Source organism: Variovorax restrictus, from assembly GCF_051216715.1.
GTDB lineage: Bacteria > Pseudomonadota > Gammaproteobacteria > Burkholderiales > Burkholderiaceae_C > Variovorax.
On record NZ_JBPJZH010000002.1, the window covers coordinates 954,477 to 969,067 of the forward strand.

The 14,591-nt window shown below is 68.8% G+C and carries 12 protein-coding genes; 6 read left to right on the top strand and 6 right to left on the bottom strand.

Annotated features, from left to right (window positions below):
* Positions 1–31 precede the first annotated feature (31 nt).
* Positions 32–733, bottom strand: coding sequence for a LuxR C-terminal-related transcriptional regulator (locus tag ACSFA0_RS19130; RefSeq protein WP_435451841.1), 702 nt, complete (start codon positions 731–733; stop codon positions 32–34).
* Positions 734–904: 171 nt separating this feature from the next.
* Between ACSFA0_RS19130 and ACSFA0_RS19135 the strand changes: the two genes are divergently transcribed.
* Together ACSFA0_RS19135 and ACSFA0_RS19140 are read left to right on the top strand one after the other, a co-directional pair.
* Entirely contained in the window at positions 905–1,375 is a 471-nt protein-coding gene (locus tag ACSFA0_RS19135) for a ribonuclease HI family protein (protein ID WP_435451842.1), read from the top strand.
* An 80-nt stretch (positions 1,376–1,455) separates the two neighbouring features.
* Entirely contained in the window at positions 1,456–3,009 is a 1,554-nt protein-coding gene (locus tag ACSFA0_RS19140; RefSeq protein ID WP_435451843.1) for a GGDEF domain-containing protein, read from the top strand.
* 24 nt (positions 3,010–3,033) lie between these two features.
* Here the strand turns inward: ACSFA0_RS19140 and ACSFA0_RS19145 are convergent, their stop codons facing one another.
* The 3 genes from ACSFA0_RS19145 to ACSFA0_RS19155 all read right to left on the bottom strand — a co-directional run bounded on the left by ACSFA0_RS19145 (position 3,034) and on the right by ACSFA0_RS19155 (position 5,624).
* A complete protein-coding gene (locus ACSFA0_RS19145) occupies positions 3,034–4,584 on the bottom strand; it encodes an OpgD/OpgG family glucan biosynthesis protein (RefSeq protein ID WP_435451844.1) in 1,551 nt (516 codons plus the stop codon).
* Between the two features lie 38 nt (positions 4,585–4,622).
* Positions 4,623–4,853: a hypothetical protein gene (locus ACSFA0_RS19150; RefSeq protein ID WP_435451845.1), complete on the bottom strand. Its 231-nt coding sequence runs from the start codon at positions 4,851–4,853 to the stop codon at positions 4,623–4,625.
* A gap of 150 nt (positions 4,854–5,003) precedes the next feature.
* On the bottom strand, positions 5,004–5,624 hold the full coding sequence (locus ACSFA0_RS19155) for a LuxR C-terminal-related transcriptional regulator (RefSeq protein ID WP_435451846.1): 621 nt from the start codon (positions 5,622–5,624) through the stop codon (positions 5,004–5,006).
* An 88-nt stretch (positions 5,625–5,712) separates the two neighbouring features.
* Here ACSFA0_RS19155 and ACSFA0_RS19160 point away from each other — a divergent pair, with 88 nt between their 5' ends.
* Entirely contained in the window at positions 5,713–6,525 is an 813-nt protein-coding gene (locus tag ACSFA0_RS19160; protein WP_435451933.1) for a CoA transferase subunit A, read from the top strand.
* Between the two features lies 1 nt (position 6,526).
* Positions 6,527–7,165 (top strand): 3-oxoacid CoA-transferase subunit B, encoded by a 639-nt coding sequence (locus tag ACSFA0_RS19165; protein ID WP_435451847.1) that lies wholly within the window; start codon positions 6,527–6,529, stop codon positions 7,163–7,165.
* Between the two features lie 45 nt (positions 7,166–7,210).
* On the opposite strand, the gene ACSFA0_RS19170 is transcribed toward ACSFA0_RS19165, so the two are convergent.
* Together ACSFA0_RS19170 and ACSFA0_RS19175 are read right to left on the bottom strand one after the other, a co-directional pair.
* Positions 7,211–8,722, bottom strand: a complete 1,512-nt coding sequence (locus ACSFA0_RS19170; RefSeq protein WP_435451848.1) for an MFS transporter — start codon at positions 8,720–8,722, stop codon at positions 7,211–7,213.
* Between the two features lie 133 nt (positions 8,723–8,855).
* Positions 8,856–10,508 (bottom strand): glucan biosynthesis protein G, encoded by a 1,653-nt coding sequence (locus ACSFA0_RS19175; protein ID WP_435451849.1) that lies wholly within the window; start codon positions 10,506–10,508, stop codon positions 8,856–8,858.
* 232 nt (positions 10,509–10,740) lie between these two features.
* On the opposite strand from ACSFA0_RS19175, the gene bglX reads away from it, so the two are divergent.
* Positions 10,741–13,026 carry a beta-glucosidase BglX gene (gene bglX, locus ACSFA0_RS19180; RefSeq protein ID WP_435451934.1) on the top strand — a complete coding sequence of 762 codons (2,286 nt, stop codon included), beginning with the start codon at positions 10,741–10,743 and terminating at the stop codon, positions 13,024–13,026.
* Positions 13,027–13,041: 15 nt separating this feature from the next.
* Positions 13,042–14,448, top strand: coding sequence for a CoA transferase (locus ACSFA0_RS19185; RefSeq protein ID WP_435451850.1), 1,407 nt, complete (start codon positions 13,042–13,044; stop codon positions 14,446–14,448).
* The last annotated feature ends 143 nt before the right edge of the window (positions 14,449–14,591 follow it).

A 14,591-nucleotide genomic window follows, 5' to 3' on the forward strand; every position in this document is an offset into this window, starting at 1 on the left:
GGCAGGCCGACGCGCGCGAGAGGGGCGCTGGTCAGGCGGCGTGGGCTGCCGCCGCGTAGCTCGGAAAACGAAGCGCGGCCGGGCGCATGAATGGCGAGGGCGCCACCTTGATGGGGCGCTGCACCTCGCGCTCGATGGCGATCAGGCCGCGGCGCGAGGCCACCGCGGCCGCTTCGGTGCGGCTGCGCGCGTCGAGCTTGCCGAGGATGGCCTTGACGTGCGTCTTGACGGTGCCGACAGCGATGTCGAGCCCGCTGGCGATGGCCTTGTTGCCGCGACCCTCGGCGATGAGCTGCAGCACGTCGAGTTCGCGTGGGGTGAGCGCCTCGTGGATCAGGCTGTCCGCCAGGCGGTGGCTGACGGCCGCGCAAAGCGCCCGCGCCCCGCGCGCCACCGAGCGGATGCCGTCGGCCAGCTCCTGCAGCTGGCAGCCCAGCAGCAGATACCCGTGCACGCCGGCTTCGAGAGCGGCGCGCACCTCGCGTTCGCGGTCGATCGTCGTGACGACCATCACGCGGCACAGCGGATGCGCCTGCTGGCGTGCCTGCAGCGCCCAGGCGATGCCGCCGTCGTAGTCGGCGATGACGACGTCGGCGCTGGCCGGATCGGCATCGACGCCGTGCACCGAGACCTCGAAATCCGATTGCTGGCGCAACGCGGTGGCGATGCCGATGGCCACCAGCGGCTCTTGGTGCATCACGAGCACCTGAAGTCGGTCGGCGAAAGGTTGCATGAAGGTTCTCCGGAGCATTGGGGTGCTGCCAGTGTCGCGAGGCCATGCTGGCGTCCCGTGTCGAAGCACCCCCGCCCAGATGTCAGCTGAAACAAAGCGGCAACCGAGGTGTGACGCCGGCTGCTCGTCGCCGATCGGGCAGGGCGCGGTTTCGGTGGTAGCGTCGCGCCCATGTTGCAGGCTGATGCGTCCGATCTTTCCTGCTGGGTCGTGCATTGCGACGGCAGTGCCCAGCCCAATCCCGGGCGCATGGGGCTGGGCGCGGTGCTCGTCGCGCCGGACGGCAGCCGCCAGGCGCTGTCGGAGACCGCCGCCGAGCGCGGCTGCAACAACGAAGCCGAGCTGCGAGCCCTGATGGCGGCTGTGCAGCGGCTCCTGGCGCAGGGCGTGACGGCGGCGCGCCTCTACAGCGACAACAGCATCCTCGTCGAGCAGTTGCAAAGGATGAGGGACGTGCCCCCGGTGGCGCGCCTGGCGCCGATGTTCGACGAAGCCCGCGCCTTGCTGGCGCGCTTCGAGCGCACCAGCGTGCACTGGGTGCCCCGACACCGCAACGCGGAGGCCGACGCGCTGGCCCGTGCGGCCCTGGGGCTGGCCCCCAAGCCCGCGCCCCGGCGAGGACCACGCCGAGGCAAGCGTTGAAGCTCGCTGCGGCCGTCACGCCGGCCGTCCCGTCTATCCTCGGGCCCTGTCACGAAGTCCACCGAGGTTCTGCAAGCGCGATGAAAGCCAGTCCCAAGAAAAAGAAGCCCGGCATCCTGCGCTTCAACCTGTTCGCCTGGCTGCTGCTCGTGAGCCTGCTCGCGACCTTGCCCATGCTGAGTTTTTCGGTCTTCACCTTCCGCAACCGGGTGGCGGAGCGGCAGGTGCAGGGCCAGGAAGCGCTCGCGCGCCGGGCCGACGCCTCCGCCGTGGCCATTCAGCAGGAGCTGCAGAGCGCCGAGCTGCAACTGCGCATGCTCGCGCAGTCGGACATCGTGATCAACGGCGACCTCTCGACGCTGCACGAATTCGCCCGGCGTGTCGCCACGGCCGACCCACGCATCGCGGCGTTCCGCCTGGCCGACAAAAACGGGCGGCAGCTGCTGCGCACCGACGAACCCTTCGGCACGCCACTGCCACCCGTGCCCTCCCATCAGGCGACGCCCGGAGTCTTCGCGCGCGGTACGTCGGAGGTCTCGCCGGTCTTTCTCGACGAACGCAGCGGTGACGGGCTGGTGGCGCTGACCGTGCCCATGACGGTGGGCGGCGACAACGTGTATGCGATCACGGCCTTCCTGAAAGGCACGGCCATCACCGGCCGTTTGAACGAGGCCGGATGGCCGTCCGGTTGGGCGGCGGTCGTGCTGGACCAGCAGCGCCGGATCGTGGCTCGCTCGCAGGACGCGCCACGTTTCGTGGGCCAGTCGGGCACGCCGTCGATGCTCGACGCCCTCGACCGCGGCCTGACCTCGTTCAGGTCGCAGACGAAAGACGGTGTCGACATGATCACCCGCATCGCCGATGTTCCGGCGTTCGGCTGGAAGGTGGCGGTCGGTCGGTCGGCGGCGGCGATCGACGGGGAGGTCCGGTCGGCGCTGGCCAGCGTGCTGGCGGGCGGGCTCGCATGCGCCGCGCTCGGCATCGCGTGCGCGCTGTGCGTTGCGCACCTGCTGCGCAGACGCATCCGCGCCGTCATCGGCGCCGTGCGCGAAGGGGGTGACAGGGTTCACATGTCCAGCGGCGTGACGGAGATCGATCAGCTGGCGCTGGCGCTGATGTCGGCCCGCAAGAGCGTGGGCCGAACGATCGCCGAACTCGACGCGGCCCGGCGCGATGCGCTGACCGGTCTGCGTGGTCGCGCCCTTTTCATGCAGGACGCCGCGGCCGTCATCGATGCGGCGCGGATCGGCGGCCCCGACGACCGCATCGCGCTGCTCTACATCGACCTCGACGGCTTCAAGGACGTCAACGACCGGTACGGCCACGAGGCCGGCGACCGGGTGCTCAAGGGCGTCGCCGAGGTGCTGCTGACAAGCCTTCGCGGGAGCGATGTGGTCGGGCGCATCGGTGGCGACGAGTTCGCGGCCTGCCTGTGCGCACCGGCCGACAAGATTGCCAGCGTGAGCTCGCAGGCGGCCGGCCGCATCGTCGCGGGGGTCGCGGGCCTCGGCAACGGGGTCGGCTGCAGCGTCGGCGTCGCGATCGGTGGCGACTCCGAACTGGAAGTGCTGCTCGACCGCGCCGACAAGCGGATGCTGGCCGAGAAGAAGCTGCGCCGCAGTCGCCTCGTCTGAGCGTCTGACCGTCTGAGCGTGCGGCTAGGACGGCTGGTACTGGTGGAGCCACGTCTCCGACAGCGCCTGGGTGTCGTGGCGCAGGAACAGCCGGATGTCGACGGCGTCGTCGCCCTCCGCCGCATGGTCGAACTGGGCCCGCCAGTGCCCCGGCACCCCGTTGGGCACGGGCTCGGCGAAGGTGTATGAGAAGCGCCCGCGCGTGGCGGTCAGCACCAGTTCGGGCCGCGTGCCGAAGGGCAAGGCGGCGAGCGGCCCGCCGACGAACTCGACCATGAACTTGCGCACGCCTTGTGGCCGTGGCTTGCCCGGCTGCCCGCCGCGGCCCGTGCGCGTAGCCACGCAGCGGGCCAGCGGTGCAGGGTGGGGCTCGGCATCGGTCCAGTGCAGCCGGTAGCGCAGGGCGTAGCGCGCACCGGCAACCGCCGGCGCCTGCGGCACCCAGCAGGCGACCACGTTGTCGTGGATCTCGTCGTCCGTCGGAATCTCGATGAGCTGCACCGCGCCGTCGCCCCAGTCGCCGATCGGCTCAACCCACGCGCTGGGCCGCCGCTCGTAGTGCACGCCGTCCTGGTAGTGATCGAAGACGCGGTCGCGTTGCAGCAGGCCGAAGCCGCGCGGCCGGGTGTCCGCGAAGGCCGATGCCGTGGTCTTGGCCGGGTTGTTGAGGGGGCGCCAGACGCGCTCGCCGTTGCCGCGCCACAGCGCGAGGCCGTCGGAATCGTGCACCTCGGGTCGCCAGTCGGCGGCCGTGGGGAGGGTCTCCGAGTACCAGTACATGGAGGTCAGCGGCGCGATGCCCAGGCGCGCCACGTCGCGACGCAGGAACAGGCGGCATTCGACGTCCATCACGACGGCCTGGTCGCGCCGCATGTCGAAGCGGTAGGCCCCCGCGATGCTGGGGCCGTCGAGCAGGGCGTAGACCGTGACGCTGTCGCTGCCGTCCGTCGGTGGCTCGAAGTAGAAATGCGTGAAGGCCGGAAACTCCTCCGGACCGCCGGGCACCGCCACATTCAGCGCGATGCCGCGCGCCGACAGACCGTACTGGTGGAGCGCGCCGATCGCCCGGAAATAGGAGGCGCCCAGGAAGGCGACCCAGTCGTTCGAACGCCAGTCGCGGGCGCCGGCAGCGCCCAGGCGGCTCTCCTGGAAGCGAAAGCCCGCAAAACCGGCGCCTGCGGGCAACCGCTTCGCCGGGCTGTCGACCGGCATGTCGAAATAGCCGGGGTCGTAGAGGATTTCGCGCGCGAAGCCGTCGCCGGCGGCGGTTTCGACCAAGTGCATGTGCACCGGCGTTGGGAAATAGCGGCCGAGGTGGAAGAAGGTGACGGGGAAGGCGCCGGGGCCATCACGGAAGAGGGCGCTGCCGGTGTCGAACCGGATCTTGCCGTGCGTTTCGTAGTCGATCCGGTCGAGCATATCGCTCGGTAGGGCGGTCGCAGCGGCGTAGGGGCGGCGGGCGAGCGATTCGGCGTGTGCCGTGAGGTGATCGAAGGAGAAGGGCGCCGGGCGCCCCAGTCGGAGGGGCGTGCTCGCAAGGGCGCGCGGGGCGGTCCCGAAGGCCGCCAGCGCCATGGCAGCGCCGGCCGACAGGAAGGTTCGCCGGGGAAGGCTCAGGCGAACTGTGCTTCTGCGGTGCCCCATGAGCGATGCGACATGCGGCGCAGCAAGTCGAGTTGCCGGACCTCTTCCGCATCGCGCAGGCTCTTGGCGGCGCGGGCGGCGACGTAATCGACGAAAAGGGCATCGACCCGAACGCTCCAGGCCTCCGCCGCCTCGGGGCAGGCAGGCACGTCGAGGCCGCTCTTGCGGAGGATGTCGGCTTTCTGAACAGTGGTAAGCATGGCGAGGCTTGAATAGACGGGACGATATGAATTTATCGGCCGCACGAAGCGCGTCCATTGGCTACATGGCGTATGCGGGTGTCAGACGATGCCAACTACTGCCGCATTTCGCATCTGGTTGCATCGCGAGGGCCACGCCGGGGCTGCGGATCAGCCCGCCATCAACTTCTGAACCAACTCGGCCGTCGTCGCGGCGGCGTACTTCCGCATCAGCCGGGCGCGGTGCAGTTCGACCGTCCGGTGGCTGATGCCCAGCACTTTGCCGATCTCCTTGGAGGTCCGCCCCTGCATCACCTGGGCGGCCACCTCGCGCTCGCGCGGCGTGAGCTGGGCCTGCCCCAAACCGGTCGACGGGGCCTTGGCCGTCCGGCGCGAGCCGAGGTCCTCGAAGGTCCAGATGCCGGCCTCGTGCGGCGCGTCGCGGTTGAGCGCATGGCCGGTCACGTGGCACCAGAAGGTTTCGCCGGCGAAGGCGCCGTGCAGGTCGCCCAGGCGCCGCATCATGCGGTTGTCGGCATAGCGGCCGCTGGCGTTGAGGATCGGCACCATGCGCTTGCCGATGCGCTCGAATTCGGCGACGCTCGGGTACAGCACGCGGAAGGACTGGCCCACCAGCATCTCGCGGGCCGCACCGAACATCTCGCAGAGCCGTTCGTTGCAGTCGACCATCGTGCGGTTGCGCGAGAGCACCATGCCCACCGGGGCATGCTCGAAAGCCAGCCGGTAGTCGATGGCGGTGGTCGCTGCCGTGGCGCTCTCGGGTGTCTCCATTACGGAATACTACGTATGCGGGTACGTAGTATCGTCGCAGACAGTTTCCCTCTCATTCACACGCACCTCGCGAGGATCACGACCCATGGTGAACAAGATCTATGCCTCCGCCAAGGAGGCGCTGGCCGGCGTCGTCGCCGACGACCAGATGCTCGCTGTCGGCGGCTTCGGCCTGTGCGGCATCCCCGAAGCCCTGATCGATGCGCTCAAGGAAAGCAACGTCCAGAACCTGACGGTCGTCTCGAACAACGCAGGCGTCGACGGCTTCGGCCTCGGCAAGCTGCTCGAGACCCGCCAGATCAAGAAGATGATCGCCAGCTACGTCGGCGAGAACAAGGAGTTCGAGCGACAGTACCTGGCCGGCGAACTCGAACTCGAATTCACGCCGCAGGGCACGCTGGCCGAGAAGCTGCGCGCGGGCGGCGCCGGCATCCCCGCCTTCTTCACCAAGACCGGTGTCGGCACGCAGGTGGCCGAGGGCAAGGAGCTGCGCGACTTCGACGGCGAGACCTACGTCATGGAGCGTTCGCTGGTGCCCGACGTGGCGCTGGTCAAGGCCGACGTGGCCGACACCTCCGGCAACCTGCGCTTCCGGCTGACGGCGCGCAACTTCAACCCGGCCGCGGCGATGGCCGGCAAGGTCTGCATCGTCGAGGTCGAGCGCATCGTCGAACTGGGCGAGCTGGCGCCCGACGACATCCACCTGCCGGGCATCTACGTGCACCGCATCGTGCTCAACGCGAACCCCGAGAAGCGCATCGAGAAGCGCACCGTGAGCGCCGCGGCAAAGGTCGATGTCGAGGCCGCCAAGGTCGAAGCACAGGCCGTGATCGCACAGGCCGCGGTGATCGACGACATGCCCGTCCCCCAAGTCCCCGCCAACAAGAAAGAGGGAGCCTGACATGCCCTGGACCCAAGACCAGATGGCGGCCCGTGCCGCCCAAGAACTCGAAGACGGCTTCTACGTGAACCTGGGCATCGGCATCCCGACGCTGGTGGCGAACCACACCGGCGACAAGGAAGTCTGGCTGCAGAGCGAGAACGGCATGCTGGGCATCGGCGCGTTCCCGACCGAGGACGCGGTCGACGCCGACCTGATCAACGCCGGCAAGCAGACGGTGACCACGCTCCCGGGCAGCGCGATCTTCGGCAGCCACGACAGCTTCGCGATGATCCGCGGCGGCAAGATCAACCTGTCGATCCTCGGCGCCATGCAGGTCAGCGCCAAGGGCGACCTGGCCAACTGGATGATTCCCGGCAAGATGGTCAAGGGCATGGGCGGCGCGATGGACCTGGTGGCCGGCGTGAAGCGTGTGATCGTGCTGATGGAGCACGTCGCCAAGAAGAAGGACGGCACCGAGGACCTGAAGATCCTCGAACAGTGCACCCTGCCGCTGACCGGCGTGGGCGTGGTCGACCGCATCATCACCGACCTGGCGGTGATGGACGTGACGCCCGAGGGCCTGAAGGTGATCGAGCTGGCCGAAGGCGTCAGCTTCGAGGCGTTGCAGGCCAAGACGGGCGTGAAGCTGATCCGCTGATTCCTCCGTCGGAAGACCCGAGGCGCTGACCCGCCGAACCTGCCCTCAATGCAGGTTCTGCGGCAGCGCCTCTTTCGTTGGCGCCTCGCTCGTGCGCAAGCCCAGCCCGTGCCGCGGCAGCATCAGGGCCAGCACGACGATGCCCAGCGTCACCACCAGCATCATCAGGAAGGTGAACTGCAGCGAGCCGGCGAGCGCCGCGCGGATGGCGATGTCGCTCACCGTCGGCACGGCGCCTCCGTGCGCGCCCTGCAGCAACTGGCGCAGTTGTTCTTCGGACACCAGTGCGCCCCCGTTCGCGCGGCTGAGGCCGACGTTGAAGATCGCGCCGAAGAAAGCCGCGCCGAGCGCGCTGCCGAGGTTGCGCGAGAAGATGTTCGAGGCGGTCGCGATGCCCCGCTGCGAGAGCTCGACCGATTCCTGGATGACGATCAGCGAACTCAGGCTCAGCAGGCCGAAGCCGAGGCCGATGACGAAGGACCCCGCACCGGCGAGCACCGGCGAGCTCCCGGGCCGCAGCAGCGCAAAAGCCAATGCGCCCAGCGGGATCAGCGCCGAGCCCGCGAGCAGCACGCGCCACAGGCCGAATCGCTGGAAGGTGCGCGAAGCCAGGGTGGCGCCGAGCGGCCAGCCGAGCATCACCATCGTGAGCGCCAGCCCGGCCACCACCGACGAGCGCTCGAGCACCACCAGCACGTACATCGGCAGGAAGGTCGTGATGCCGATGAGCGACATGCCCACCAGCATCGACGCGCCGTTGACCGTGGCGATCACTCGCGCGCCCCACAGGCGCAGCGACACCATGGGGTCGGAGGCACGCCGTTCCTGCACGATGAACAGCACGGCCGCAACCACGAAGCCCAGTGCCCACGCGAGCGCCGTGCCGGTGTGCCCGATGCCGAACTCCGTGAGCGCGATCATCAGCGCCGCAATGCCGACGGTGAAGAGCAGGGCGCCGATGACATCGATGGCGCTGCGGCGGACCGACGGCGCCTCGCGCAGGAAGAACCAGAAGCCCGCAGCCGCCAGCAGGCCGATGGGAATGTTGACCCAGAAGATCCAGGCCCACGACAGCTTCTGCACGATGAGCGCGCCGAGCATCGGCCCGAGCACGGCCGACACTGCCCACACGCTCGCGAGATAGCCCTGCACCTTGCCGCGCTCGCGCACCGGGTACAGGTCGCCCACGATCGTCAGCGCCACCGGCTGGATCGCCCCCGCGCCGACGCCCTGGATCAGGCGGAAGACGATCATCGCGGGCATCGACCAGGCGAAGCCCGCGAGCACCGAGCCGACAAGGAAGATCGCGATGCCCACCAGCATCACCGGCTTGCGGCCGTACAGGTCGGACAGCTTGCCGAAGACCACCGTCATCGCGGTCTGCGCCAGGAGGAACGAGGCGAAGACCCAGCTGTAGAGATGCAGGCCGCCCAGCGACGCAGCGATCTGCGGCATCACGGTGGAGACGATGGTGGCCTCGATCGCCACCATGGCCATCGAGGCCATGACCGACGCGATGACCAGCGGCCGGTTCGTTGTTCGGGGGGAGGAGCGCATGCGGTGCCGCGAAGGGCCGGTCTCTGGAAAGCGGAAATGCTACCGAGAAGCCTTCATCCCCGTGCGGCGCTCGGCCTCTGCAGGCCTGCAAGCCCTGCAAGCCCTGCAGGCCCTGTCAGCGGCGTCGTGCGACTCAGCGCGCGGGCGGTGTGGCCGGCGGAGCGGTGGGGGCCGGCGTGGCGAGGGGGGCCGTCGCAGCGGGCGGGGCGGCCGGCGGCGGCGTCGGCGGCAGTTGGTAGCTCCAGGTCTCGCTCAGCGCCTTGTCGCCCTGCACGAGGGCGGCGCGCATCTCCACCGGCAGGGCCGGGTTCTTGACCTTCACGCGCAGTTGAACGCGCACGCCCTTGATGGCGGGGTTGCGCTGCACCGAGTTCTCCAGCAGCTCGGCGTTGTCGCCCACGCTCACCAGTGCGCTCACCGGCGCGTCGGCCGGCAGCTTGGCCAGCACCGGGCCTTCGAAGTCGATCAGGAAGGCGGCGCTGCCGTCGAGCGCGCGGATCAGGTTCGCCTGCAACTGCTCGCCGTCGGTGTGGAAGGTCTGGCGCACCCAGGCGTTGTCCTGCCCATGAAGGGCTGGCTCGTCGGTGGTCCAGTGCATGCGGTAGGCGAACTGCAGCAGCTGCCCCCGCTGCGTCGGGGCATCGGGCGTCCAGTACGCGACGATGTTGTCGTTGGTCTCGTCGGGCGTCGGGATCTCCATCAGCGTGACCTTGCCCTTGCCCCACTTGCCCTGCGGTTCGATCCAGGCGCTGGGGCGCAGGTCGTAGCGGTCGCGCAGGTCTTCGAAGCGCGAGAACTCGCGACCGCGCTGCAGCAGGCCGAAGCCCTTCGGGTTGTCGACGCTGAAGGTGCTGATCGCCAGGGTCTTGGGGTTGTTCAGCGGGCGCCACAGCCATTCGTTGGCGCCGGTGTGGATGGCCAGGCCGTTCGAGTCGTGGATGGCCGGGCGGAAGCTGCGCTTGAGGTCCGATTGCTGGTTCGGGCCGTAGAGGAACATGCTGGTCAGCGGCGCCACGCCCAGCGACTGGATGTCGCCGCGCACGAACACGTTGGCCTGCACGTCGACCACGGCGTCCTTGCCGCCGGGCTGCAGGATGAACTGGTAGGCGCCCGTGGCGCGGGGCGAATCGAGCAGGGCATAGATGACCAGTTGCTTGTCGGTGCCCGAAGGGCGCTGCACCCAGAACTCTCGGAAATTCGGGAACTCCTCGCCGCCGGGCGGCGCGGTGTCGATCGCCAGCCCGCGGCTCGACAGCCCGTAGACCTGCCCCTTGCCGATGACGCGGAAGTAGCTCGCGCCCAGGAAGCTCATGATCTCGTCGTCCTTGCCCGGCTGGTTGATCGGGTACATCACCCGAAAGCCGGCGTAGCCGAGCGTGCTGGTCGCACCCTTGTCGAAGCTGAGGTTGCCGAAGTCGAAGCGCTCGGGGTCGTACTTGATCTCCTGCACCGCGTCGCCGTTGATCTCGTGGATGCGCACCGGGGCGTTGAACTGCATGCCCTGGTGATAGAAGCTCAGCCGAAAGGGCGTCGACTGGTCCCGCCACTCGAAGCGGTCGGTGCGCGGCTGCATTTTCTGGTAGTCCGCGTACTGCATGCGGCTGAAGACCGGCGGCAGGTTGCTCACGGGCGCCACGTAGGGCTTTTCCATCAAGGCCCTCGCACGCGCTGTCACGTCGTCGAGCGAGAAGGCATGCGCCTGTGCGGCACACACCAGCGACGCGAGGACGCCCGTGCAGAGAACGGCGATCGATGGTTTCTTCTTGTGGCGTGCGGTAGAGGTCATGCGATGGCGTCCTGATGGACTGAAGCAAGGGTGAGAAGGGAGGCCGGGCAGCCGCGATGGCGGCATCAGGTCAGCCCTCTGTCAGAGCAGAAGCAATATCCCTGCCGGGCCTTGTCGCGTCACGTGGGAACGACGGCTCGTCAACATCGTCTTAGCTTAGCATCGCCGAATGTGAAGCCTTGTCGGCAAAGACCGGTTTCACGCCATCCTCCGAGAAAGAGACTGAATGAAGATGTCGCATCTGCTGGCCCTTGCGGCCGGCCTGGCCAGCCCGCTGGCCTTCGCCCAGCATGACCCATCGGCGCTGGCCAACAAAGGGAGATTCATTGCCGGCATCGTGGGCAAGATGACCCTCGACGAGAAGATCGGCCAGCTGCGCCTCATCAGCATCGGGCCCGAGATGCCCATCGCACAGCTCGCCGACGAGATCACCGCCGGCCGCGTGGGCGGCACCTTCAATTCGGTGAACCGCCCCCACAACCGCCTGCTGCAGGACGCCGCCATGAAGGGCCGGTTGAAGATCCCGATGTTCTTCGCCTACGACGTGATCCACGGCCACCGCACCACCTTCCCGATCGGGCTCGGTCTGGCGTCGAGCTGGGACATGGCCGCGGTCAAGCTGATGGCGAGCACCGCCGCGAAAGAGGCCGCGGGCGACTCGGTCGACATGACCTTCGCGCCGATGGTCGACATCGCGCGCGACCCGCGCTGGGGTCGCACCTCCGAAGGCTTCGGCGAAGACCCGTACCTGGTCTCCGAGATCGCCAGGGCGACGGTCACGGGCTTCCAGGGCACGCTGCCGGTGCCGGCCAATCGCATCATGGCCAGCGTCAAGCACTTCGCGCTGTACGGTGCCGTCGAGGGCGGGCGTGACTACAACACCGTCGACATGAGCCCGATGCGCATGTACAACGAGTACTTGCCGCCGTACCGTGCCGCCATCGATGCGGGGTCGGGCGGCGTGATGGTCGCGCTCAACTCCATCAACGGCGTGCCCGCCACGTCGAACACCTGGCTCATGCAGGACCTGCTGCGCAAGGACTGGGGCTTCAAGGGCGTGAGCGTGAGCGACCATGGCGCCATCGTCGAACTCATGCGCCACGGCGTGGCCAAGGACGAGCGCGAAGCCGCCAAGCTCGCCATCAAGAACGGCATCGACCTGAGCATGGCCGACTCGGTCTATCTCAAGGAATTGCCCGGGCTGGTGCAGTCCGGTGAGGTGTCGACGAACGACATCGACAAGGCAGTGACGGAAGTGCTCGGCGCCAAGTACGACATGGGCCTGTTCCACAACCCCTACCTGCGCATCGGCGTGGCCAAGGACGACCCGGTGGACCTCGACGCCGAGAGCCGCCTGCACCGCGCCGCCGCGCGCGAGGTCGCGCGCAAGTCGATGGTGCTGCTGGAGAACCGCAACCGCACGCTGCCGCTTGCGAAGTCCAAGACCATCGCCCTGGTCGGCCCGCTGGCCGACGCGCCCATCGACATGCTGGGCAGCTGGTCGGCGGCCGGCAATTCGAAGAACGCGGTCACGCTGCGCACTGGCCTCGATGCGGCCGTCGGCACGCAGGGCCGCGTGCTCCATGCGCGCGGCGCCAACATCACGAACGACGAAGGCATCGTCAAGTACCTCAACTTTCTGAATTGGGACACGCCCGAGGTCACACAGGACAAGCGCACACCGGCCGCGATGATCGAGGAGGCCGTGGCCGCGGCACGCCAGTCCGACGTGATCGTCGCCGCCGTGGGCGAGGCGCGCGGCATGTCGCACGAATCGTCGAGCCGCACCAGCCTCGACCTGCCGCAGAGCCAGCGCGATCTCATCACCGCGCTAAAGGCCACCGGCAAGCCGCTGGTGCTGGTGCTCATGAACGGGCGGCCGCTCGCGCTGCAGCGCGAGCAGCAGGAGGCCGACGCGATCCTCGAGACCTGGTACACCGGCATGGAAGGCGGCCACGCCATCGCCGACGTGCTCTTCGGCGACTACAACCCGTCGGGCAAGCTGCCGATCTCGTTCCCGCGCTCGGTCGGCCAGATCCCCACCTACTACAACCATGCGCGCCTGGGCCGGCCCTTCACCGAAGGCAAGCCGGGCAACTACACCTCGCAGTATTTCGAGGAAGTCACCGGGCCGCTGTACCCCTTCGGTTACGGCCTGAGCTACACCGACTTCGCGCTGTCCGACGTGGTGCTCTCGGGCGCGACGATGGCGCGCGGCGGGAAGATCGAAGCGGCGGTCACCGTGAAGAACATGGGGCAGCGCGCCGGCGAGACGGTGGTGCAGCTCTACATCCAGGACGTGGCCGCTTCGGTGGTGCGTCCGGTCAAGGAGCTCAAGGACTTCCAGAAGGTCGCGCTGCAGCCGGGCGAAGAGAAGGTGCTGCGCTTCGCCATCGACGAGTCGAAGCTGAAGTTCTTCAACGCGCAGCTGCAGCACGTGGCCGAGCCCGGCGCCTTCAACGTGCAGATCGGCCTGGACTCGCAGGCCGTGAAGCAGACGAGCTTCAACCTTCAATAGGCCCGGGAACCCGTGATGCCCGACGTCAATGGGATGACCGCGATGGCTGCGCTCACGGCGCTGTGGCAGCAGGCGGGCCTGCCGGACGAGGCGCTCGGCTTCGTCGAACTCTCGGGCGCCGATCCGGTGTTGCCGTCGTCCTTCGCCGTCGGCACCGCGGCGCAGGCGAGCATCGCGGCAGCAGCACTCGCTGCCTGCGAACTGGGCCATGCGCGCGGTACGCCACGGCAGGCGGTGGCCGTCGACATGCGCCACGCTGCGCTGGAATGCACCGGTTGGTTCAGCCTCGACGCTCAGGTGCCCGACCTGTGGGACGCGTTCTCCGGCCTGTACCGCTGCGCGGACGGCCATGTGCGCATCCACGCCAACTTCCGCCATCACCGCGAGGGCGCGCTGCGCCTGCTCGGCCTCGACCCCGAGAGCGCACAGCGCAGCGATGCCGAACAGGCGTTGCTGGGCTGGCGCGCACGCGACTTCGAGCAGGCCGCGGCCGAGCGCGGGCTCGTGGCGACGGCGCTGCGCCGTTTCGACGAATGGGACGCGACGCCGCAGGGCCAGGCCATCGCGGCGCAGCCGCTCTTCACCATCGAGCGCATCGGCGATGCCGAACCGATGGCACTGCCGCCGCAGGGCGACGACCAGCCGCCACTCGCCGGGCTGCGGGTGCTCGACCTCACCCGCATCCTGACCGGCCCTGTCGGCGGCCGCGCGCTCGCGGCCTACGGCGCCGACGTGCTGCTGGTCAACTCGCCCACGCTGCCCAACATCGACGCCATCGCCGACACCAGCCGCGGCAAGCTGTCGGCCCATGTCGACCTGCGCAGTGACGAGGGGCAGGCCACGCTGCAGCGCCTGGTCGCCGACGCCAATGTGTTCGTGCAGGGCTACCGGCCCGGCGGCATCGCGGACCTGGGCTTCGGCCCCGAGGCGCTGGCCCGCCTGCGGCCGGGCATTGTGTGCGTGTCGCTCACCGCCTACGGCACCCAGGGCCCGTGGGCATCGCGGCGCGGATTCGATTCGTTGGTGCAGACGGCGATGGGCTTCAACCATGCCGAAGGTGAAGCGAAAGGTGACGGCCAGCCGCGCCCGATGCCGATGCAGATCCTCGACGAGGCCACGGGCTACCTGATCGCTTTCGGTGCCGCCGCTGCGCTCTGGCGCCAGCAGCGCGAGGGCGGCAGCTGGCACGTGCAGGTATCGCTGGCGCAGACCGGGCAATGGCTGCGCAGTCTGGGCCGCGTGCCCGGCGGGCTCGACGTGCCCAAGCCGGGCATCGCCGACCTCGCACCCTTCATCGAGAGCAGCGCGTCTGGCTTCGGCGAGCTGCAGGCGCTGCGCCACAGCGCGCAACTGACCCGCACGCCGGCCGCGTGGCGCCGGCCGTCAATGCCGCCCGGCACGCATCCTGCGCAATGGCCATGAAGGGGCCGCGGCCGAGGCGGCACTGGCGGGCCATCTGCGCACAGCAAAGAGACTGATTTTCGGACGGGGTGGATCGGGGTGTGAGCTGCTCGACGCAGCGCCACAACTGGGACGGTGTGGCCTGCCGTTTCTACCCATCGCAG

Excerpts from the sequence above, each read along its gene's own strand:
- ACSFA0_RS19130 (WP_435451841.1), bottom strand. The coding sequence starts at position 733 with ATGCAACCTTTCGCCGACCGACTTCAGGTGCTCGTGATGCACCAAGAG.
- ACSFA0_RS19155 (WP_435451846.1), bottom strand. The coding sequence starts at position 5,624 with ATGGAGACACCCGAGAGCGCCACGGCAGCGACCACCGCCATCGACTAC.
- bglX (WP_435451934.1), top strand. The coding sequence starts at position 10,741 with ATGTCGCATCTGCTGGCCCTTGCGGCCGGCCTGGCCAGCCCGCTGGCC.
- ACSFA0_RS19170 (WP_435451848.1), bottom strand. The coding sequence starts at position 8,722 with ATGCGCTCCTCCCCCCGAACAACGAACCGGCCGCTGGTCATCGCGTCG.
- ACSFA0_RS19135 (WP_435451842.1), top strand. The coding sequence starts at position 905 with ATGTTGCAGGCTGATGCGTCCGATCTTTCCTGCTGGGTCGTGCATTGC.
- ACSFA0_RS19150 (WP_435451845.1), bottom strand. The coding sequence starts at position 4,853 with ATGCTTACCACTGTTCAGAAAGCCGACATCCTCCGCAAGAGCGGCCTC.
- ACSFA0_RS19165 (WP_435451847.1), top strand. The coding sequence starts at position 6,527 with ATGCCCTGGACCCAAGACCAGATGGCGGCCCGTGCCGCCCAAGAACTC.
- ACSFA0_RS19140 (WP_435451843.1), top strand. The coding sequence starts at position 1,456 with ATGAAAGCCAGTCCCAAGAAAAAGAAGCCCGGCATCCTGCGCTTCAAC.
- ACSFA0_RS19145 (WP_435451844.1), bottom strand. The coding sequence starts at position 4,584 with ATGGCGCTGGCGGCCTTCGGGACCGCCCCGCGCGCCCTTGCGAGCACG.
- ACSFA0_RS19175 (WP_435451849.1), bottom strand. The coding sequence starts at position 10,508 with ATGACCTCTACCGCACGCCACAAGAAGAAACCATCGATCGCCGTTCTC.
- ACSFA0_RS19185 (WP_435451850.1), top strand. The coding sequence starts at position 13,042 with ATGCCCGACGTCAATGGGATGACCGCGATGGCTGCGCTCACGGCGCTG.